Annotated in this window: 21 protein-coding genes and 1 tRNA gene; 8 read left to right on the top strand and 14 right to left on the bottom strand. The window is 70.7% G+C overall.

The annotated features are described in order from the left end of the window. Positions 1-177: 177 nt before the first annotated feature. The 9 genes from AB0M08_RS45275 to AB0M08_RS45315 all read right to left on the bottom strand — a co-directional run bounded on the left by AB0M08_RS45275 (position 178) and on the right by AB0M08_RS45315 (position 8,634). Positions 178-1,737, bottom strand: coding sequence for an FtsX-like permease family protein (locus AB0M08_RS45275; protein ID WP_364507907.1), 1,560 nt, complete (start codon positions 1,735-1,737; stop codon positions 178-180). Continuing rightward, on the bottom strand, positions 1,734-2,420 hold the full coding sequence (locus AB0M08_RS45280) for an ABC transporter ATP-binding protein (protein WP_364507910.1): 687 nt from the start codon (positions 2,418-2,420) through the stop codon (positions 1,734-1,736). The genes AB0M08_RS45275 and AB0M08_RS45280 overlap by 4 nt, the downstream gene beginning before the upstream one ends. Further along, positions 2,417-2,953, bottom strand: coding sequence for a PadR family transcriptional regulator (locus tag AB0M08_RS45285; RefSeq protein ID WP_364507913.1), 537 nt, complete (start codon positions 2,951-2,953; stop codon positions 2,417-2,419). The genes AB0M08_RS45280 and AB0M08_RS45285 overlap by 4 nt, the downstream gene beginning before the upstream one ends. Before the next feature lie 92 nt (positions 2,954-3,045). Next, positions 3,046-4,587: a SpoIIE family protein phosphatase gene (locus tag AB0M08_RS45290; RefSeq protein ID WP_364507916.1), complete on the bottom strand. Its 1,542-nt coding sequence runs from the start codon at positions 4,585-4,587 to the stop codon at positions 3,046-3,048. Beyond that, positions 4,584-5,936, bottom strand: coding sequence for a sensor histidine kinase (locus AB0M08_RS45295; protein WP_364507919.1), 1,353 nt, complete (start codon positions 5,934-5,936; stop codon positions 4,584-4,586). The genes AB0M08_RS45290 and AB0M08_RS45295 overlap by 4 nt, the downstream gene beginning before the upstream one ends. Next, complete coding sequence (locus AB0M08_RS45300; protein ID WP_364507922.1) at positions 5,933-6,964, bottom strand: SpoIIE family protein phosphatase; 1,032 nt, start codon at positions 6,962-6,964, stop codon at positions 5,933-5,935. The genes AB0M08_RS45295 and AB0M08_RS45300 overlap by 4 nt, the downstream gene beginning before the upstream one ends. Then, positions 6,961-7,365 (bottom strand): ATP-binding protein, encoded by a 405-nt coding sequence (locus AB0M08_RS45305; RefSeq protein WP_364507925.1) that lies wholly within the window; start codon positions 7,363-7,365, stop codon positions 6,961-6,963. The genes AB0M08_RS45300 and AB0M08_RS45305 overlap by 4 nt, the downstream gene beginning before the upstream one ends. After that, positions 7,362-7,775 (bottom strand): STAS domain-containing protein, encoded by a 414-nt coding sequence (locus AB0M08_RS45310; protein WP_364507926.1) that lies wholly within the window; start codon positions 7,773-7,775, stop codon positions 7,362-7,364. Before AB0M08_RS45310 ends, AB0M08_RS45305 begins: the two co-directional genes overlap by 4 nt. 1 nt (position 7,776) lies before the next feature. Beyond that, positions 7,777-8,634 carry an STAS domain-containing protein gene (locus AB0M08_RS45315; protein ID WP_364507928.1) on the bottom strand — a complete coding sequence of 286 codons (858 nt, stop codon included), beginning with the start codon at positions 8,632-8,634 and terminating at the stop codon, positions 7,777-7,779. A 166-nt stretch (positions 8,635-8,800) separates the two neighbouring features. Here AB0M08_RS45315 and AB0M08_RS45320 point away from each other — a divergent pair, with 166 nt between their 5' ends. The 3 genes from AB0M08_RS45320 (at position 8,801) to AB0M08_RS45330 (ending at position 10,034) form a co-directional block, all read left to right on the top strand. Then, a complete protein-coding gene (locus AB0M08_RS45320; RefSeq protein ID WP_364507932.1) occupies positions 8,801-9,154 on the top strand; it encodes an STAS domain-containing protein in 354 nt (117 codons plus the stop codon). Positions 9,155-9,269: 115 nt separating this feature from the next. Next, positions 9,270-9,740, top strand: a complete 471-nt coding sequence (gene mscL / locus AB0M08_RS45325; protein ID WP_364507961.1) for a large conductance mechanosensitive channel protein MscL — start codon at positions 9,270-9,272, stop codon at positions 9,738-9,740. 60 nt (positions 9,741-9,800) lie between these two features. Next, positions 9,801-10,034 (top strand): hypothetical protein, encoded by a 234-nt coding sequence (locus tag AB0M08_RS45330; protein WP_364507934.1) that lies wholly within the window; start codon positions 9,801-9,803, stop codon positions 10,032-10,034. Between the two features lie 33 nt (positions 10,035-10,067). On the opposite strand, the gene AB0M08_RS45335 is transcribed toward AB0M08_RS45330, so the two are convergent. Both AB0M08_RS45335 and AB0M08_RS45340 read right to left on the bottom strand, forming a co-directional pair. After that, a complete protein-coding gene (locus AB0M08_RS45335; protein WP_364507936.1) occupies positions 10,068-10,844 on the bottom strand; it encodes a zf-HC2 domain-containing protein in 777 nt (258 codons plus the stop codon). A gap of 89 nt (positions 10,845-10,933) precedes the next feature. Beyond that, the gene (locus AB0M08_RS45340) at positions 10,934-11,569 is read right to left on the bottom strand and encodes a CGNR zinc finger domain-containing protein (RefSeq protein ID WP_364507938.1); all 636 of its coding nucleotides are present in this window, start codon (positions 11,567-11,569) and stop codon (positions 10,934-10,936) included. Positions 11,570-11,693: 124 nt separating this feature from the next. Between AB0M08_RS45340 and AB0M08_RS45345 the strand changes: the two genes are divergently transcribed. After that, positions 11,694-12,503, top strand: a complete 810-nt coding sequence (locus AB0M08_RS45345; protein WP_364507941.1) for a peptidoglycan-binding protein — start codon at positions 11,694-11,696, stop codon at positions 12,501-12,503. Here the strand turns inward: AB0M08_RS45345 and AB0M08_RS45350 are convergent. Together AB0M08_RS45350 and AB0M08_RS45355 are read right to left on the bottom strand one after the other, a co-directional pair. Beyond that, complete coding sequence (locus tag AB0M08_RS45350; protein WP_364507944.1) at positions 12,459-12,929, bottom strand: hypothetical protein; 471 nt, start codon at positions 12,927-12,929, stop codon at positions 12,459-12,461. The genes AB0M08_RS45345 and AB0M08_RS45350 overlap by 45 nt on opposite strands. A 166-nt stretch (positions 12,930-13,095) precedes the next feature. Beyond that, the gene (locus tag AB0M08_RS45355; protein ID WP_364507946.1) at positions 13,096-14,316 is read right to left on the bottom strand and encodes a phytase; all 1,221 of its coding nucleotides are present in this window, start codon (positions 14,314-14,316) and stop codon (positions 13,096-13,098) included. 150 nt (positions 14,317-14,466) lie between these two features. Between AB0M08_RS45355 and AB0M08_RS45360 the strand changes: the two genes are divergently transcribed. Further along, positions 14,467-15,111: a hypothetical protein gene (locus tag AB0M08_RS45360; RefSeq protein ID WP_364507949.1), complete on the top strand. Its 645-nt coding sequence runs from the start codon at positions 14,467-14,469 to the stop codon at positions 15,109-15,111. On the opposite strand, the gene AB0M08_RS45365 is transcribed toward AB0M08_RS45360, so the two are convergent. After that, positions 15,102-16,415 (bottom strand): serine/threonine-protein kinase, encoded by a 1,314-nt coding sequence (locus tag AB0M08_RS45365; RefSeq protein WP_364507952.1) that lies wholly within the window; start codon positions 16,413-16,415, stop codon positions 15,102-15,104. The two genes, AB0M08_RS45360 and AB0M08_RS45365, sit on opposite strands and share 10 nt — an antisense overlap. 45 nt (positions 16,416-16,460) lie before the next feature. Here AB0M08_RS45365 and AB0M08_RS45370 point away from each other — a divergent pair, with 45 nt between their 5' ends. The 3 genes from AB0M08_RS45370 (at position 16,461) to AB0M08_RS45380 (ending at position 18,713) form a co-directional block, all read left to right on the top strand. Continuing rightward, on the top strand, positions 16,461-17,009 hold the full coding sequence (locus AB0M08_RS45370) for an RNA polymerase sigma factor (RefSeq protein WP_364507955.1): 549 nt from the start codon (positions 16,461-16,463) through the stop codon (positions 17,007-17,009). Positions 17,010-17,106: 97 nt separating this feature from the next. Beyond that, positions 17,107-17,181, top strand: a tRNA-Lys gene (locus tag AB0M08_RS45375). Positions 17,182-17,534: 353 nt separating this feature from the next. Then, complete coding sequence (locus tag AB0M08_RS45380) at positions 17,535-18,713, top strand: site-specific integrase (protein WP_364507958.1); 1,179 nt, start codon at positions 17,535-17,537, stop codon at positions 18,711-18,713. Positions 18,714-18,890 lie beyond the last annotated feature (177 nt).

Raw genomic sequence — 18,890 nt, forward strand, 5'->3', positions numbered from 1 at the left:
ATCCTATCCTGCTCATCATCCTGCTCACCATCCTGCTCATCGGGGACGTTAGCAGGATGGGATCGATGATGATGTTGTTTCCGGGCTGATCACCGGGGCACGCAGGGCATAGACGCTCCACCGCCCTGCGTGCCCACCCACCGCCCCACCCGTCCCAGCGCAAGCAAAGGCCAGCGATCAGCCCGTGCGAAGTTCCTCTAGTTCGGTGCTGGTGCGGAGAACCAGCAGGCCCACGCTGACGACCAGGAGCATGGCTAGCAGGGCGCCGCCGCCGAGCAGGGCCAGCTCGCCGAAGGGGATGGGGATCTTCAGGAGGACCAGGGGCTGGATCACGGTTGTCTTGACGCACGTCGCGATGTCGGTCGCTTCGGGGTCGAGGCAGGCTTCGAAGTCGCCGCCTACCTGGATGGTGGTGCGGACGGTGCGGATCAGGGAGACGCCGGCGGCCAGGGCCAGCAGGAGGGCGGGGATCAAGGGGATGAAGGTGTGCCAGAACATGACGCCGGCGAGGGTGCGGCGGGGGACGCCGCTCGCGGTCATCGCGGCGTAGGTGCGGCGGCGGGCCACGATCCCCTCGACGAAGGCGACCAGTACGCCCGCGGCGGCGACCAGCACCGAGAGGGTGATGGCGAGCATGACCAGGCGGATGCCGTTGAGGTAGAAGTCGGGATCGGCGCCGAACCCGACGCCGGTGCCGTCGGCCTGGAGCGCGTTGTACCGCTCGTCGGCGGCGGCCTCGGCGAGGAAGTCGGCGCGGAAGCCGAGGGTGCCGGCGCCGAAGACGACCGCGGCGAGCAGGGCACCGAGGGTGCGGCTGCCGTTCCACGGGTCGGCCATCAGGCGGGCTCCGGCCAGCAGGGTCGACGGGCCACGGCCGTAGCGGCGCAGGAGGCGTCCGACGGTGTAGGAGATCCAGCCGACGCCGAGCACCACGCCGATCATCACGAGGAACACGCCAGTGCCCATGACCCCGTACGGCGTCCAGTGCGGGAGGGTCACCCGGCTCAGCCAGTGCGGCCTGGTCAGGTGCATCGAGGGGATCGCGAACAGGAGGATGCCCAGGGCGATCAGGACGCCCGGCCAGGGGCGGGGGCCGCGCTCGCGGAGGCGGCGGACCACGCCGAGCGGGGTGATCATGACGCGGCGCATCAGCAGGATGCCGATCGCGCCGGCCAGCAGCGGGACGGTGAGCAGTACCAGCAGGATGACCAGCGGGTTCGGCAGTACGTCGGTGGGCAGGACCAGTCGTCCGTCCGGGGTGTGCCGGTCCAGGAGCACCCGCAGCACGAGGTAGACGCCGAACCCGATCGCAGAGCCGAGCAGGCTGGCGGCCGCGGTCTCGGCCCCCGCGATCAGCACCGCCTGGCGTGGAGTCGCCCCGGCCAGCCGGATCGCGGCGAGCCGCCGGTCACGAGCCGGGGCGCCGAGCCGGATGCACTGCCCGGCCAGGGCGAGCACCGGCAGGGCAAGCATGACCAGCGCGAAGATCACGCCCGGGCGCAGGCCCGCCTCGACCAGATAGTCGGACGCGTACTGCTCCGAGCCGGAGGCCCGCACGAAGACGCCCTCCGGCTGCCCGGGTACCGGCACGAAATCCCCACCCCGGATCGCCGCGACGGTGGCGGCGCTGAGCAGGGCGAGGCTGGCGAGCGAGCCACTGGCCGCGGTCAGTACGGTGCGCAGCCGGTCCGTACGATTCCCGGCCAGGCTGAGCCGGACCAGCGTGGACGGCCTCATGAGTGGACCCCGACACCGCTCGGGTCGACGGCGCCGTCGCGGAGCACGATCTCCCGGTCCGCGTACGCCGCGATCGGCGCCTCATGGGTGACCAGCACGAGCGCCGCCCCCTGTTCCCGGACCGCCTGCACCATCGCGATCAGCACCTGCTCGCCGTTGAGCTGGTCGAGCGCCCCGGTCGGCTCGTCCGCGAAGATCACCCGCGGCTCGGTGACCAGCGCCCGGGCCACCGCGCAGCGCTGCTGCTGACCACCGGACATCGCGCCCGGGCGCTTCTCGGCCAGGTCGGCCACCCCGAAGCGGTCGAGCCAGCCGAGCGCCGTCTCCCTCGCCTCTCGCCGCCCCGAACCGGCGAGGAGCAGCGGGAGCGCGACGTTCTCCGCGGCGGTGAGCTCCGGTACCAGCTGCCCGAACTGGAACAGCACCCCGAAGTCGGTCCGCCGCAGCCGGGATCGCGCCGCCTCGGACCAGAGCCCCAGGTCCTGGTCCCGGTACGTGACCGTGCCCTCGTCGGGCCGCAGGATCCCGGCCAGGCAGTGCAGCAGCGTGGACTTCCCGCAGCCGCTCGGCCCGGTCACCGCGACGATCTCGCCCTCGCCGACCGTTATGTCGACACCGCGGAGGGCGGGGGTGCTGCCGTAGTTCTTGGTCACTCCGGTGCCGGTCAGCAGGGGTCTGCTCACGCCGTCACTTCCTTCTCCAGATCGGCGACCCGCGCCAGGGTGGTCTCCAGCCAGCGCAGATCGGCGTCGAGATGCCCGATCGCGTAGTCGGCGGCGACGACGTCGCCGACCGGCGCACCGGACGTGATCTTGACCTTGGTCAGTTCGCGCAGCCGGGCCATGTGCGCGGCCCGCTGCGCGGTCAGGTACTCCCGGGCCCGGTCGGCGCCCGCGGCAATCAGGGCGACCACCACCTTGTTGAAGAGCGCGCTGGTCACGTACGGCGCGGGCGGCTCGACCTCGGTCAGCCAGGTGTCCAGCCGTTCGCGGCCGAGCTCGGTCAACTCGTAGGAGGTGCGTTCCGGCCCGGATTCCTGATCCTGACCGGACTGCTCGACGAGCCCGTCCCGCTCCAGGCGCCCGAGGGTCGCGTAGACCTGGCCGAACGCGAGCGGCTTCGCCTGCGGCAGGCGCTCGTCGTGCGCCCGCTTCAGGTCATAACCGTGCCGTGGCCCGCCGGAGAGCAGCCCGAGCATCACATGTGCCGTGGACATGGCGGCTACTATTCACTCAGTGAATAGCCGACGTCAAGTCTGCCTTTTGAGCGCGGCGGGCGCGGGAGGGGCGTACCGGAAAGAAAAAGAGATCAAGCGGAGGCGGCACGCCGGAGCGCGACCACCGCGATGTCGTCGGCCTGCTCGCCGGATCCGCCGAGCCGGTGGAGCAGGCGGCTGCAGAACGCGTCCAGATCCGGCTCGACCTCGGCGGCGCACTCGGCCAGCGCCTTCAGCCCCACGTCGATGTCGGTGTCCCGGCGCTCGATCAGGCCGTCGGTGTAGAGCACCAGCGTCCCGCCCGGCGGCAGCTCCAGCTCCAGCTCCCGGCGCGGCGGCGCGTCCAGGCCGAGCAGCGCGCCGCGCGGTGCCAGGTACCGGGTCTCGCCGTCGACGTGCAGCAGCGGCGGCAGATGGCCGGCGCTCGCCATCCGGATCATGCCGGTGGCCGGGTCCAGCGTGAAGAGGCAGAGCGTGGCCGAGTCGGCGGGCAGCACGGTCCGCATGAAGCGGTTGACCAGCTCCAGCACCACGCCCGGCGAGTGACCCTCCACCGCGTACGCCCGAACCGCGTGCCGGATCTCGGCCATCACCGTGGCGGCGTGCAGCGAGTGCCCGGCCACGTCCCCGATCGCCACCAGCAGCCGTCCGCCGAGCATGGTCAGCTCGTAGAAGTCGCCGCCCACCTCGGTCTGCGCGCCGGCCGGCTCGTAGCGGACCGCCATCTCCACGCCGGGCACCTCCGGCAGCGTGGACTGCAGCAGGCTGCGCTGCAGGGTGACCGCGATCCGGTGCTCCTCGTCGAAGGAGCGCTGCGCCTCCACCGCGGCGGCCACCGCCTGGGCCAGCTGCCGCAGCACCGGGAACCCGGCGGTCTGCGAGCTGCCCGGCGCGGCCACGTAGACCGGGGGACGGTCGGCCCGGAGCCGGGCGGCGGCGACCGCGACCGTCTCCTCCTCCGGCCAGTCCACCACGTCCCAGTCGTCCGGCTCGTCGGTACGCACCAGCGACCCGACCGCCACGCGGTGCCCCGGCACGGCCCACTTGCGTACGCCCGCCGGGGTCGCCGCCAGGCTCTCCCCCTCGGACGTCTCGGCCACCACCGCGACCGGCTCGCCGAAGATGACCGCCGCGCCGTCCGCCGCCGCCGCGAGCAGCTCGGGCAGCGTGGACGCCGAGTTGATCGCCAGCGTGGTCTCGGCGAGCCGGACCATCCGCTCGGCGAAGAGCTCGGCCCGCTGCCGTGCCCGGTAGTACCGGAGCACCGCCTGCGCGGTCGCGATCAGCTCGTCCGGCTCGATCGGCTCCACCAGGTACGCGTCCGCGCCCCGGTTCAGGCCCTGGGTCCGGTCGCCCACGTCGACCGCGTGCGCCGACACGTGGATGACCGGCAGTACGCCGTACCGCGAATCCGTCTTGATCCGCTCGCAGACCTCGAAGCCGCTCATGTCCGGCAGCTTCACGTCCAGTACGACGAGGTCGGCGTCGACGTCCTCCTCGGCGAGCTTGCGCAGCGCCTCGCCGCCGGTCTCCGCCTCGACCACCGTGAACCCGGCCCGGGTGAGCCAGCTGACCAGGAGATATCGCTTGGTCGCGCTGTCGTCCACGACCAGGACGGTGGCCGCCGGGCTCATGACGCCGAGACCGGCAGCTGGAGGGTGAAGGTGCTCCCCTCGCCCGGCGTCGAGTCGACCCGGAGCCCGCCGCCGAGGATCCCGGCCAGCCGCCGCGCGTACGGCAGCCCCAGCCCGGTCCCCTTGCCGCTGATCGGCCGGCTCCCGGGCACCTGGAAGAACTCCTCGAAGATCCGGCCGTGCAGCTCGGGCGGGATGCCGGTGCCGGTGTCCGCGACCACGAACACGGCGTCCCCGCCGGTACGCCGTACGCTCAGCCGCACCGAGCCGGCCGCGGTGAACTTGAGCGCGTTGGTCAGCAGGTTCCGCAGCACCTGGGCGAGCAGCACCTCGTCGGAGCGGATCGCGGGCAACTCCGGCTCGTCCACCACGAAGTCCACCTCGGGACGGGTGGCCAGCGGCCGCAGGGTGCCACGGAGCTGCCCGAACACCGCCTTGAGGTCGACCTCCGACCAGTTCGGCTCGATCCGCCCGGCCTCCGCCTTGGCCAGGTCGAGCAGCCCGTTGACCAGGGTGAGCAGGTCGCTCGCCGAGGTACGGATCAGCTCCACCTGGCGCTCCTGCTCGCCGGTGAGGTCGTCCGAGGAGGAGTCGGTGAGCAGCCGGCCCAGCCCGATGATCGCGGTGACCGGGGCGCGCAGCTCGTGGCTGACGTTCGCCAGGAACCGGCTCTTCGCCTCGCTCGCCGCCCGCAACTGCACCGACTTCTCGTCCAGCTCGGCGTAGAGCGCGACCACCCCGCGGTTGGTCTCCTCCAGCTCCTCGGAGAGCTGGTGGTACAGCGCCATCACGCCGCGGTTGGTCTCCTCCAGCTCGGCGTTCAGCCGGGCCAGGTCGTCGCGTTGCGCGCGTACCTCGTCCAGAGCGGCGATGAGCTGCTGGTTCTGCACCGCCAGTTCGTCCAGGGGGGTACCCGGCACGTGCTGGGCCAGCCCGGCTCGGATCTCCTTCATGCGTTCGGGGGTCAGTCTCGGCTGTCCGGCAGGCAGACGCCGAGCCAGCCGGACCACCGTTCCGGTACCGCCATCGTCGACCTCCATCGTGTCGACCAGGCGGCCGACCTGCTGCAACTGTTCGGCCAACCGGGACGACGGGGCCGTCGCCGGATGAACCATTCCCACCCGCAGCGTAGGTACCCCGTACGGCTCGACGGCGAACGTCACCTCCGCGTCGGGGCCCACGGCGAGCAGCACCCTGCCGACCTCGCTCAGCGCGGTCGCCACCCGGGTCTGGTCCTGCGACTCCATCCCGACCGCCCGGGCCACCTCCCGGCCGAGCTGCCGTACCGCGAAGATGTCCTGCTCGACGCGGAGCCGCATGCGGATCAGGACCTCGCTCTCGGCGGTCATGGCAGCCGGGCCGCCAGCACGCCGGCGTCGTCCCGTCTGGTACCGGCGTCGCGCAGCACGGTCGCCGCGATGATCTCCGGCGACCGGGTCAGCAGGCCCGGGTACTCCGCGGGATTCCAGCGATCCACCACACCGTCACTGTGCATGATCACCACCGCGCCCGCAGCCAGGGGGTACTCGTACTCCCGCACCTGTCGCCGCTGGTGACCGGCGATACCGGGCATCGAGATCATGCCGCGCCGCGTCCCGTCCGGGCCGAAGACCGTTCCGGCGATGTTGCCGAGACCGGCATAGAGCACGCGGCCTCCTGCCGGGTCCAGCTCGGCGACCGCGACCGCCGCTCCTCGTGTGTGATTTATCGTACGATGCAATGACTCGACAACCGCCGCGGGAGAAGCCGCCGGAGCCTTGCGGAACGCCCGTACCGCTTCGTTCGAGGCGGCCGCCGCGAGTCCCCCGTGCCCCAGCCCGTCGGCGACCAGCAGTTGGCGACGCCCGTCCACCTCACGGATCGCGTACGCGTCCCCACTCACCGTCTCGCCGGTGATCGGCCTGGTCAGCCCGGCCGCCCAGGGCTGCTCCGGCGCCTCGTCCGGCCAGACCTGCATCGCCAGCACGGTCCCCTTACCCGGCAGCGAGTAGAGGTCCCAGCGGCTGGCCTGGCGCAGGATCGCGCCGAGCCCGATGCCGAGCGTCCCGGAGGTGGAGTTCCCGTCGCCCATCGAGTACTGCACGTCGGCCATGCCCGGCCCGCTGTCGATCGCGATGATCTCGACACCGGCCTGGTCGGCGGTGCGTACCGGGCGGACCAGGATGGTGCCCTGTTCGGCGTGCTTGACCAGGTTGCCGGCGGCCTCGGCGGCGACGATCGAGAGGTCCGCGACGCGGCGCTCCGGCATGGCCAGTTCAGCGGCGAGGCGCTCGGCCGCCCGGCGTACGGCGGAGGCGGTCCCGGCGGCTTCCACCCGGAACCAGACCCCTTCGTCGAGGAGCCCCTCGGGTACGACAGCCACCGTTCCTCCGCTCATCGGCACCACTTGGTAACGGTGATGGTCGTACCCTCGCCGACTTTCGTCTGAATGTCGAACTCGTCGACCAGCCGGCGGGCGCCGCTGAGACCCAGTCCGAGGCCGCCACCGGTGGTGTAGCCGTCGGTCAGGGCGAGATCGAGATCGGGGATGCCGGGCCCCTGATCCGCGAAGACGATCCGGATACCGGCCTTGCGCTCGTTCTGCACGCGCTGCACGTCGACGGTGCCGCCACCGCCGTAGACCAGCGTGTTACGGGCCAGCTCGCTCGCGGCGGTGACCAGCTTGGTCTGGTCGACCAGGGAGAGCTTGACCGCCACCGCCACGGTCCGCACCAGTTGGCGGACGCGGACCACGTCCTGGTCGGTGGTGACCGGAAGCCGCTGGCTGTCGTCGCTCACGACGTGGCTACCGCTGCCGAGCCGGCCTCGTCGTCCTCCGCCTCGATGTCGTACGCGGCCCGGCTGCGGGCGAGCATCTCGATACCGAGTTCGACGTTGAGCGCGGTGCGGATCCCCGGCAGCGAGAGCCCCAGCTCGACCAGGGTGATCGCCACCGCCGGGCGCATCCCGACCACGACCGTCTCGGCGTCGAGCACCCGGGAGACCGAGGCGATGGTGGCGAGGGTCCGCCCGACGAACGAGTCGACGATGTCGAGCGCGCTGATGTCGATGATCACGCCGTGGCAGCCGGTGGCCACGATCCGCTCGGCCAGGTCCTCCTGCAGTTGCAGGGCGACCTGGTCCTCCATGTCGATCTGGATGGAGACGAGCAGGATGTCGCCGATCTTCAGGACCGGGACGCGTTCCACGTCAGTACCCCGCCCGCTTGGTCGCCACGACCTTGTAGCTGGTCTGGCCGAGCACGTAGCGCAGCGCGTCGGCGAGCGAGGCCTTGGTCGCGATGTCGCCGAACTCGATGCCGAGCGCCACGATGGTCTGGGCGATCTGTGGCCGGATGCCGGAGATGATGCAGTCGGCGCCCATCAGCCGGGCGGCCACCACGGTCTTCAGGATGTGCTGGGCGACCTGGGTGTCCACCGCCGGCACGCCGGTGATGTCGATGATCGCGTACGGCGACCCGGTGTCGACCAGGGTCTGCAGCAGGCGCTCCATCACGACCTGGGCGCGGGCCGAGTCGAGCGTGCCGACCAGCGGGACCGCCACCACGCCCTCCCAGAGCTTCACCACCGGGGTGGAGAGCTCCAGCAGCTGCTCGGCCTGGTCGGCGATGAGCGTCTCGCGGACGCGTACGTAACTGTCGAAGGTGAAGAGCGCGGCCCGGTCCACGAAGGCCGAGAAGGCCACGTAGTCACGGAGCGTCGCGGCGTCGTTCTGGTCGCCGAGCACCTCGAGGACCGCGTCCTTGAGCGCGTAGACGCTGATCGCGGTCTCGGTCGCGCTGAAGCCCTGCCGGGCCCGGGTGCTGGAGAGCTCGCTGAGCTGGGCCCGCACCTCGGCGGCGGCCTCGTCGGTCAGGTCCCGCGCACCGGCCGACAGCGCCTGGTGGAAGCCCTTGTGCAGGTCCTTCGTCTGCCGCTGCAACTCGGCCGGGCTCAGCCGGCCCTGCAGGCTGGTCGTGACGATCGCCGCCCAGCGCGCCACCAGCCCCTCGGAGTGCTCGTCGAGCAGGCTTGCGAAGCGACCCGACTCGTCCGGACTCAGCGCCACCGCTGTCTCCCTACCACGCGATCCATTCGCAACGGCCGGACTTTACCATCAGGATGTCCGTTAATTGCTGTAGACCAACTAACGGACAAGGTCAAGGCACTCGTCCCACAGCGCGCATCCCCCCGGTACGTGGAGTACCGTTCAGCAATAACTGGAGGTTCCCCGAATGTCCCTGACGGTACAAACGGAACAGCGCGGCGAGATGGTCGTCGTGTCCGTCGCCGGTGAGCTCGACATGGCCACCGCCCCCCAACTGCAGGATCAGATCAGTGATCTGCTGGAGAAGGGGCGCGCCCGGCTGATCTTCGATCTGGCCGAGGTGTCGTTCTGCGACTCCACCGGCCTGTCGGTCTTCGTCCGGGCCAAGAACAACACCGACGACGCCGGCGGAACCGTCCGCCTGGCCGCACCGCAGCGCGGCGTGCTGCGCATCCTCGAGGTGAGCGGCCTGGTCGAGGTGCTCCACACCTACCCCACGGTCGACGAGGCGCTCGCGGCCGAGGAGCCGGCTCTCGACTGACAGTCCCGCCTGACGTGCAACGACCCGCCCGGTCGGCGTAGTTTGTCGCCGACCGGCGGTGGGCACCCCGTCGCCGGATGACACCCTCAGTCCCCCGGGAGTGCCCGTGAGCAAGATGTTCCAAGGCTTCAAAGACTTCATCATGCGCGGCAACGTCATCGACCTAGCGGTCGGTGTCGTCATCGGTGCCGCGTTCACCGCCGTGGTGACCAGCCTGACCGACGGCTTCCTCAAGCCCCTGATCCAGCTGATCAGCGGCGGCAGCGGCATCGACGCCGGCACGTTCACCATCAACGAGGTCCCGTTCGACTACGCGACCTTCATCAACGCGGCCATCACCTTCCTGCTGACCGCCGCGGTCCTCTACTTCTTCGTGGTCTTCCCGCTGAACAAGCTCGCCGAGCGCCGCGCGCGCGGCGAGGAGCCGGCACCGAAGGCCCCGAGCGAGGAGGTCAAGCTGCTCACCGAGATCCGCGACGCGCTGCTCGCCCAGTCCCAGGGCGCCGCCGGATACGGCACGCAGGGCCAGGTCTACAAGAGCGCGGTCGATGACGTCCTGCAGCGCCGCCAGGAGCCGCCCCGCTAGTTTCCGGAAAAGATCCGCCCTCCCGGCACTGCTCGAACAGATGTTCGATACAGTGCCGGGATGGAGCAGCGTAAGCACTGGTGGAACGGCAAGTGGGGCAGCCTCGCGCGCAAGGATGTCTTCCTCCGCGTCAGCGGCGACCAGTGGTATGTCGAGCAGCGCGCCGGCGGCTCCGACGGCACCTCCCACTTCTTCGAGTACGACGACGAGGACACCGCCCTCGACACGGTCCGCGCCCTCCTGGCCGGCACCGACGACTGGCGCGAGCTCTCGGTCCGCCCCCAGCCCCGCTAGGCGACCCGATCCCGCTAGGCGGCCCAGCCCTCGCTAGGCGGCCCGGTCTCCCTCATGGCGCGCGGTGAGCGGCCCGGCCGGCGGCGGCAGCAACCGCAGCCCCGGCCACACCACCGTCTCCTCCTCGGCCTCGGCGGCCTCGAACCGGGCTCGCCATCCGGTCCCGGCCCGCGCCCCGGGCGGCCGCTCGGCACCGCCGACGCCCCGGGAGAGCGCCACCACCAGCAGATACCCCACGATCACGAAGCCGTGGCCGACCAGCCGGGCGATGTCCACCCGATCGCCGGTCAGGTCGTTGACCGAGAGCAGCAGCAGCATCCCGACGAACGCGGTGAGCATCGGCACCAGCCCGACCGGCCGGGTACGCCGCAGCGCGATGAAGAGATACCCCGCCCCGATCGACACGTTCCACGCCGCGGACTCGTTCCACAGGTGCCCCGGCGCCGCGCTCAGCCCGTCGTGCACGTGCCCGGCCGCCGCCCCGCCGCCGATCTGCGCCAGCCCGAGGATCAGCTGCACCGCCCCGACCAGCGCCAGCGCCAGGTACAGCACCGCCGCGACCGGAATCCGGAACCGCCATCGCCGGCGCACCGGCGTCACCGGCAGCGCCGCCAGGATCGCCTCGCTCAGGTCCGGCACCGCCATCACCGGCCCGGTACCCGTCAGCCGGTTGACCGCCGCCGCCCGGTCCAGCCACTCGCGGCACCCCGCGCAGCCGGCCAGGTGCTCGTCGACCAGCGGCCGCAGAGCCGGATCGTCCTCGCCGTCCAGCTGCGCCGACAGCATCTCGCGCCACCGCTCACACGCCATACATCCATAGTCGCGCGAGATCCCGCACAGGTTCCCGACAGTACCCCCGGATTTACCGCACACCGGGGCGGGCAGACGGGCAAATCCCCCTAAATGAGCTCCGGACCCCGGCCGACTTCGACCTCATGCGCCCCCGTGTCCCCGAGCAGCCGCCGGCGTTCCCGGAACGCCCGCAGGTTCGCCGTGTTCCCGCAGGTGCTGACGTCGTGCCAGACGCCGCTGTTGTTCCGCGAGGTGTCGAAGAAGGCGGCCCGGCAGGCCGCGTTGTGGCAGAGCTTGAGTCGCGGCCAGACCCCGGCCTGCTGGGCGAGGAGCGCCTCGGCCCAGAGCGCGGACGCCAGCCACCGGGTCCCCCGCCCGGACGGCACCACGCGGACCCATCCGGACCCGTCCGGCGCCAGCGTCACCGGCACGTCCGCCGGGGGCAGCACGCCACCGGCCGCCTCCGGGTTCTCCCCCGCGGAGACGACCTGTTCGAACGCCCCCCGCAGCCGCCGCAGCGAGCGCAGGTCGGACGTGGTGAGCAGCAGGGTCGGCGCCGGCAGCCCGGACACCCGCGACCAGGAGGCGAGCGCGTCGGTCACCCACCACTGCGCGTCGTCCAGCCCGACCAGCAGGTCCGGGCTGTACGACATGGCGGCACGCGTGTTCAGGAGTTCCTGGATCAGGGCGAAGCCACCGGGAGCCTCCCGTACGCCGTGCCGCGCACTGGCCTTCCACGACATAGCCAAAGCCTACTTGACTCTTTTTCACACCTGCGCCCCGGAGCACACCGGTCACCCGCTCGTGCGGTGGACGGTTATGAATGGGTATCTACACTGGCGCGCACACCGGCGAAGGGAAGGCACCGTGCGAAAGACCCTGGTGATCGCAGTGGCGGCACTCGCCCTGGTTTCCGGCTGCGGCACGGGCGAGGAGACCACCGCGGAGAGCGCCCCCTCCGCCACGCCGAGCACCGCCCCCAGCAGCCCGGTGACGACCGAGCCGGCCACCCCGGCGCCCACCACCTCGACATCCGCCTCGCCGGCACCCACCGCCCCGGAGCCCACCGCCTCGCCGACGCCCCGGAAGCTGCGCAGCGGCAGCAAGGGCGACGACGTCCTGGCCCTGCAGACCCGCCTGACCGAGCTGGGTTACTGGAACGGTAAGGCCGACGGGGTGTTCGGCGACAGCACCGAGCAGGCCGTCCTCGCCCTGCAGAAGGCCGCGGGCCTGAGCCGCGACGGCGTGGCAGGCCCCAAGACCCGGAAGGCCCTCACTTCCGGCGTACGCCCGAAGGCCAGGTCGTCCAAGGGCACCGTGGTCGAGATCAGTCTCAAGAAGCAGGTGCTGATGCTCGTGGAGGACGGCGAGGTCACCAAGATCTTCAACACCTCCACCGGCTCCGGCGAGTACTACGAGTCCGAGGGCTCCACGCACCTGGCCAGCACCCCGGCCGGAAAGTTCACCGTCGGTCGCGAGATCGACGGCTGGCGGCACGCCCCGCTCGGCCTGCTCTGGCGCCCGAAGTACTTCAACGGCGGCATCGCCGTGCACGGCGCGTACAGCGTGCCCGGATACCCGGCGTCGCACGGCTGTGCCCGGGTGTCGATCGCCGCGATGAACTGGATCTGGTCACACGACGCCATCCCGCTGAAGACCAAGGTCTGGGTCTACTGACCGCCACCGGCGCTGCGCCGGCAACGTCACCCCGGATCGTCCCGGCGGCGGGAACGCCGTCCCGTAGAGCTCCGAGCAGATCACCACGCCCAGCCACGGCACCCACGGGCCGCGCAGCACCAGCGGGAACGCCCGGCCGCGGAGCCGCACACCCAGCGTCCAGGCGGCCGGGTCCGGCTCCAGCTGGACGATCGAGCGCAGCGCGTACTCGTCCGAGCCGACGATCAGCCGCTGGTTCGTGATCACCGCGAGCCGGCGGGCGACACCGGTCGACTCGACCGGGAACCAGCCGTACTCGTGCTCGCCGAGCCGCAGGTCCACGGTCGGCGCCACCGGGGCCGGGCGGCCGCCCCGCTCCACCAGCGCGGCGAGCAGCACCATGGACCGGAACCCGGCCGCCAGCTGCCCTTCCTCGTACTCCGACACACCCGTCTCCGATCCCCGCCGTCCGCCACCGGAACCGGCGACGGACCTGACACTCGCACGGCCCGACGCCTCTGACCAGCGAATACACGCGGAGGGTGTAGTGAATTGCCCGTTCGCGCGAGTTCACTCAGGCATTCCCGGCTACCCCGAAAGAGGTCGGCCCGGATCAGATCCGGGCGAGCCGGAGGTTCCGCCAGTCGACGAACTTGAAGTTGCTGCTGACCCGGCCGCCGTCCGGCGTGTTCTCCCCGTCGTGGAGCACGAGCAGCCCCTTCGGATAACCGGGCAGGGCGACCGAGGTGGCCGCGGCACCGTCCGAGTGCTGGACGCCGTCGATCGAGGGCCCGTCGGTGACCGTGAAGAGCGTGACGGGCCTGTTGGTACGCCGGTCGTACACGTAGAACCGGCTGTCCCCTTGGCTGGAAACGATCAGGTACCCGTCCCGCTCGCCGGTCCGGTACAGCGTGGCACCCTCGACATCGGCCGCGATCCGCCCGCCGAACCCGGGGTCCGCCGCGGTGTCGGTCACGCACTCCTCGGTGCTCGCGTCCCAGGTCGCCGGTACGCCGTACTCCTTCACCTTCTCCACGATCCGCGGAACGCTGCTGAAGGTCCCGCCGGTCAGGTTGATCCGCCAGAGCGCGACGTCCTCCTGCGCGGCGTAGAGCACGCCCGCCTCGGCGTCCACCACCATGCCCTCGACCTGCGGCCCCTCGCCCGGCTCCGCACAGGGTGACCAGGTGGAGCCGTCCGGCAGCCGGAACTGGCTCGGCAGGTCCAGGGTGTCCGAGGTCCGGTAGGTGACCTTGCCGTTCTTCTCCTCCAGCCGGAAGATGCCCAGCCGGGTGCTGTGCCGGCGGCTGACCACGGCGTACCGCCCGTAGGTGGCCAGCCCGTACCCGGTGGCCTGGTCCTCGACCTCGGCCTCGTCCTTGGCGAAGAGCAGCGGTACGTCGGCTGCGGTCACGTCGGTCAGCCCGGACGCGCTGATCCGGTAGACCCGCAGCCGGTCCCGGCCGCGGTCGGTGACGACGGCCAGGTCCACCCGCTGCTCACCGAGCCGGAAGCCGGAGACGATGTCCACGTTGTTGAAGCGGCCGCCGTCCGGGGTCGCGATCGACTGCACCTCACGCCCGGTGAGGTCGTAGACCCGCAGGCCGCCGTTCTTGGCGGTGCCGATCACCAGGCTGCGTGCCTTGTTGGCCTGGTTGACCCAGATCGCGGGATCGTCGGCGTCGGCATCGCCACCGGCCTCGTCGTCGTAGAGCGCCGCGGTCTCGACGGCCGCGGTCACCTCACGCTCGGGGCGGACACCGGCGAACGCCGGGGTACCCGCGGCCAGGGTGGTGAGGGCGACCAGCGCGGCGATTCCGGTAGTGCGTTGCATGATCACGACGATTCCCCAGCAAGATATCTTTTTGGTGGACGCCGGCTTAACGAGTGCTGCGTTATCAACCCGTTACCGATAAGGCTCGAACAAACCTCGGCACCCGCGCATCGCATCAGAGGAAAGAGGAACTAGGAAAGGTTTACGCGAATGCGCCGCACGGTTGTCCTCGGTATCGCCGTCGCTCTCTCCCTCGCCGTCACCGGGTGCTCCGAAACCCCGGAGAAGGTCGACGGAACGGCGGCCCCGGTCGGTACGCCCACCTCCGCCTCGGCGGCTCCCACCGTCTCACTCCCGGCCACCGCGACCACGCAGACCACGACCGAGCCCCCGGCCACCACCACCGAACCGACCGCCGTCACGACGGCGACGACCTCGACCAGCCTGGTCTTCGGGCCGGTCGGCTGGAACGGCCTGAACATCGGGATGACCGTGGCGCAGGCCAAGGCGACCGGCCAGATCAAGAACTACAAGGCCACCGAGGGCTGCGCACAGTCCCAGCTCAAGGGCGCCACCGGCGACGACGGCACGGTCATCCACTCGCCGACGCTCGGCATCATCGCGATCCAGGCGTACGGAAAGATGCACACGCCGGAGGGCATCGCCATCGGCAGCACGGTGAAGCAGGTCAAGGCCGCCTACCCGAACCTCGACGACGACATCCTGGCGGAGTTCGGCCGGGCCTTCGCCACCGTGAGCGGCTCCGGCGACGCCCACTACCGCTTCGAGTTCAACTCCAGCAACAAGATCGAGAACCTCTGGCTGGAGCACGAGAGCCAGAACTGCTACGAGTGACCCACCCGCAGCGTCCGGAGCACGTCGTCGGTGCGGTCGATCCCGTCGGTCTGCCGGATCTGCAGATAGAGGCCGGGCAGAACCACTTCCGAGTACGCCGCCACGCAGTCTGACCAGAGGACTTCCCGCCCGACCAGCCCGGCCGCCGCCACCCGGCGGTCGGGCTGCCGGGTGCACGAGTCATGGACGGGCAGCACGACGGCACCCGGGTCGCCGGTCCACCGGCCGGCGAACAGCCCGGCCGAGGTCTCCGGCGCTCCGGTCAGGTCGGCGCCCACCTGCAACCCCGGTGCCGACCCGCCGGGCAGCCCGATCACCGCCGGGTCCCAGCCCGAATCCCGCAGTTGACGCGCCCACTCCGCCGGCACCGCCACGGAGAGCGCACCAGTGTCGTCCGCGACACGCACCCACCCCACCGGAGTCCCGTACGGAACCGCGGCACCACCCGCGGCCGCCACCGCGGCCAGGGCCACCCCGCTCCCGGCGATCCTGGCCGCCCAGCGCAACGAGCGGTGCTTCGGGGCGAGGTCCAGGGCCGAGGCGAACGCCGCCGCGGTGGGCCAGCGCCGGTCCCGGTCCGCGTCCAGCGCCCGCAGCACCACCCGGTCCACCTGACGGGGAATCCCCGGGCGCAGCCTCGACGGGGCGATCGCGCTCCGCCCCCGCCCGGTCCTCGGCGTCCGCCCGGTCAGCATCTGGTACGCCATCGCACCGATCGCGTGCACGTCCGCGCGGACGTCCAGCCCACCGCCCGGCAGGTGCTGCTCGGGCGCCATGTACCCGGGAGTGCCGGCGACCACGGTGAACCCGGAGGCGTGCGCGATCGCCTTGGCCAGCCCCAGATCCGCCACCAGCACCCGCTCGGTACCGCGGACCGTGTCGAAGAGGACGTTCGACGGCTTCAGGTCACGGTGCAGCACCCCGGACTCGTGCAGCACGGTCACGGCGTGCGCGATGTCGGCCGTGGTCCGCAGCGCGGTACCGACCGACATCGGCCCCTCCTCGAGCCGCTCCGCCAGCGTCCCGCCCGCCGCGTACGTCATCACCTGGTACGGCCGCCCGTCCGGCAGCTCGCCGACGTCGTGGACCCGTACCAGCCGCTCCGAATCGGCCCGGCGCAACACCTGGGCCTCCTGCTCGAACCGCGCGCGTACGTCCGGATGGTGCGCCCAGTTGTCGGCCAGCACCTTGATCGCCACAAGGGAGTCCAGCACGTCATCCTCGGCCAGCCACACCGTGGCGAACGCCCCCGACCCCAGACGCCGGGTCACGCGATATCTGCCGATCATGGCGGGTGGCGACACGTTCGTATTATGGCGGTCGATAAAGAACGGACACGGGGAGTACCGGTGCACGACGACGACCAGGAAGAACTGGCCCGCAGGGCGGCGACCGGCGATCGGGCCGCGCTGGAGCGCCTGCTCGCCCTGATCCGCCCCGGGGTCCTGCGGCGATGCTCCCGCTTCCTACCGTGTTACCAGGACGCCGAGGAGGCCTGCCAGGACGTCCTGCTCCAGGTGGCCCGCAACATCGGCACCTTCCAGGGCCGCGCCAGGTTCACCACCTGGCTGCACGTGGTCATCGCCAACAGCTCCCGCCAGACCTACCGCTCCCTGAAGCGCCGCGCCGCCGAGCAGGCACACGCGGCACCCCCGATCGACGTCCCCGACGCACGCACCACCAGCGTCATCGCCGGCTCCCGCCTGGACCTGCTGGACGCCCTGGAGCGCTTGGAGACCCGCCGCGCCGACCTCGTCCCGCCCCTGGTCCTCCGCGACATCTGCCAGCTCGACTACCGCGAGATCGCCCACCACCTGAGCATCCCGGAAACCACGGTCCGCGCCCGCATCCACCAGGCCCGCACCCACATCCGCACCTACCTCACCGCCGATCTCTGAGGCCACCACCTCCCGGATTATTCGGAGGCGAGCCGGGAACGGCGGGTGCATGATTGCGGGACGGTCAGGACTCGGTACCCTGACTCAAGACATCAACGGGCCGCTAGCTCAATGGCAGAGCTGAGGACTTTTAATCCTTAGGTTCGGGGTTCGAATCCCCGGCGGCCCACCACGTTGAGCAGGACAAACGTCCCCACATCAAGATCACGTCTAGTCCGTGTGGGGCACGTGTGAGGCACGGTCGCGCCCCACACGTGAGTGACCGCCGGAGCTCAGAATTCCGGATCTTTGGGTTGAAAGTTCTTCCTCTGTAAGGAGCTAGAACTTGATCTCCAAGGTGAAGTGTCATGAAGGTCGGAACGGCGCAGCTGAGCTCACAGGCCAGCAGTCATGACGGCCGCTACCAGCAACGGGACGGTGTTTTCCCGGTGCGCGTGTCGGTCGGCCGAGACCGGCAAGCAGTTGGGTGCGCAGTGCCCGCAGCGCGGCCAGGTGGGACATGGCCGCTGGTACGTCGATGCGCATGTGCCTGGCGCCGATGGCCGGCAGAAGCGATTGCGGCGAGGCGGGTTCCTGTCCCGAGCGGCGGCCGAGCAGGGACTGGCGGAGATACTGGAGTTGCCGGGCCCGGAGGCGATGGCCGAGACGTGGACGGTGAAGCGGTGGCTGGAGTACTGGTTGTCGCTACTGGAAGACCGGCTGCGCCCGTCGACGGTGCGGGCGTACCGGTCGGTGACGCGGACGCATCTGATCCCGTGGCTGGGCCGGTTCCGGCTTGCCGACCTGGACGGGCGCCATGGAGTGGCGATAGTCCAGCGAGCGGTCGACGCGATTAGCCGGCAGGAGGTCACCGACGGTGAGTTGATCTCTGCGGGCACGGTGCACCGGATCGTCGCGGTGCTGCGCAGCGCGCTGAGCGAGGCGCGCCGGCAGGGTCTGATCTCGTCGAACGCGGCGTGGCGGTTGCGGCTGCCACGGGGCGGTCGTCCGCATGCGGTGGCGTGGACGCGGGAGCGGGAGGCGTTGTGGCGGGCCACCGGCGCCCGGCCGGCGGTGGCGGTGTGGGACGTCGAACACGTCGCACGGTTTCTGGAGGCGGTTCAGGACGATCCGCTGTTCCCGCTCTGGTGGCTTGTCGCGCTACGGGGCCTGCGCCGCGGTGAGGTGGCCGCTCTTCGTAGCACTGACCTGGACGCCGAGTTCCGGGAGCTGAGCGTCAAACGGCAGCTGTTGATCGTCGACGGCACGATGCGGCTTGGACCGCCGAAATCCGCGGCCGGTGTACGGGTGCTGGCACTAGACGAGTTCACCAACCAGGTCATGCGCGAGCAGCGCCGCCGCCAGCAGGACCGGTTCGCCGGCACCGACCGCAATCCGTACGGATACCTATTCACGAACCCGGACGGCAGCCCGGTACGGCCAGACTGGCTCACCCACCGCTTCCACGTCCTGGTCCGCGAGCTCGACCTGCCACCAGTCCGGTTTCACGACCTGCGACATGGCGCGGCCAGCCTGGCCGGCGCGGCCGGCGTCGAACTGAAGGTGATCCAGCACGACCTCGGCCACTCCAGCGCGGTCACCACCTCGGACACCTACTGGACCGTCTTCCGCGAACTCGCCCACCAGGCGGTGGCCGCAACGGCCGGGTTGCTGCGTTCGCACGCCCGGTTCAGGTTGCGTTTGGGGGCGGCTTCGCAGGCGTGACGCCGCGTACTGATCTTCTGTTCTTATTGAGCCGCCCGAAATCCGGTCGACACGATTCGTAGCCTCGAAGTCATGACGACTCAGAGGGCGGTTGCGAACTATTTGAGTTGATTGATGTTTTGGATCCGTTTGGAGATTATTCTCCTGGTTCGCAGTAGATAGTGATCACTCGATGGT

It is taken from the genome of Actinoplanes sp. NPDC051851 (genome assembly GCF_040681165.1).
Lineage (GTDB): Bacteria > Actinomycetota > Actinomycetes > Mycobacteriales > Micromonosporaceae > Actinoplanes.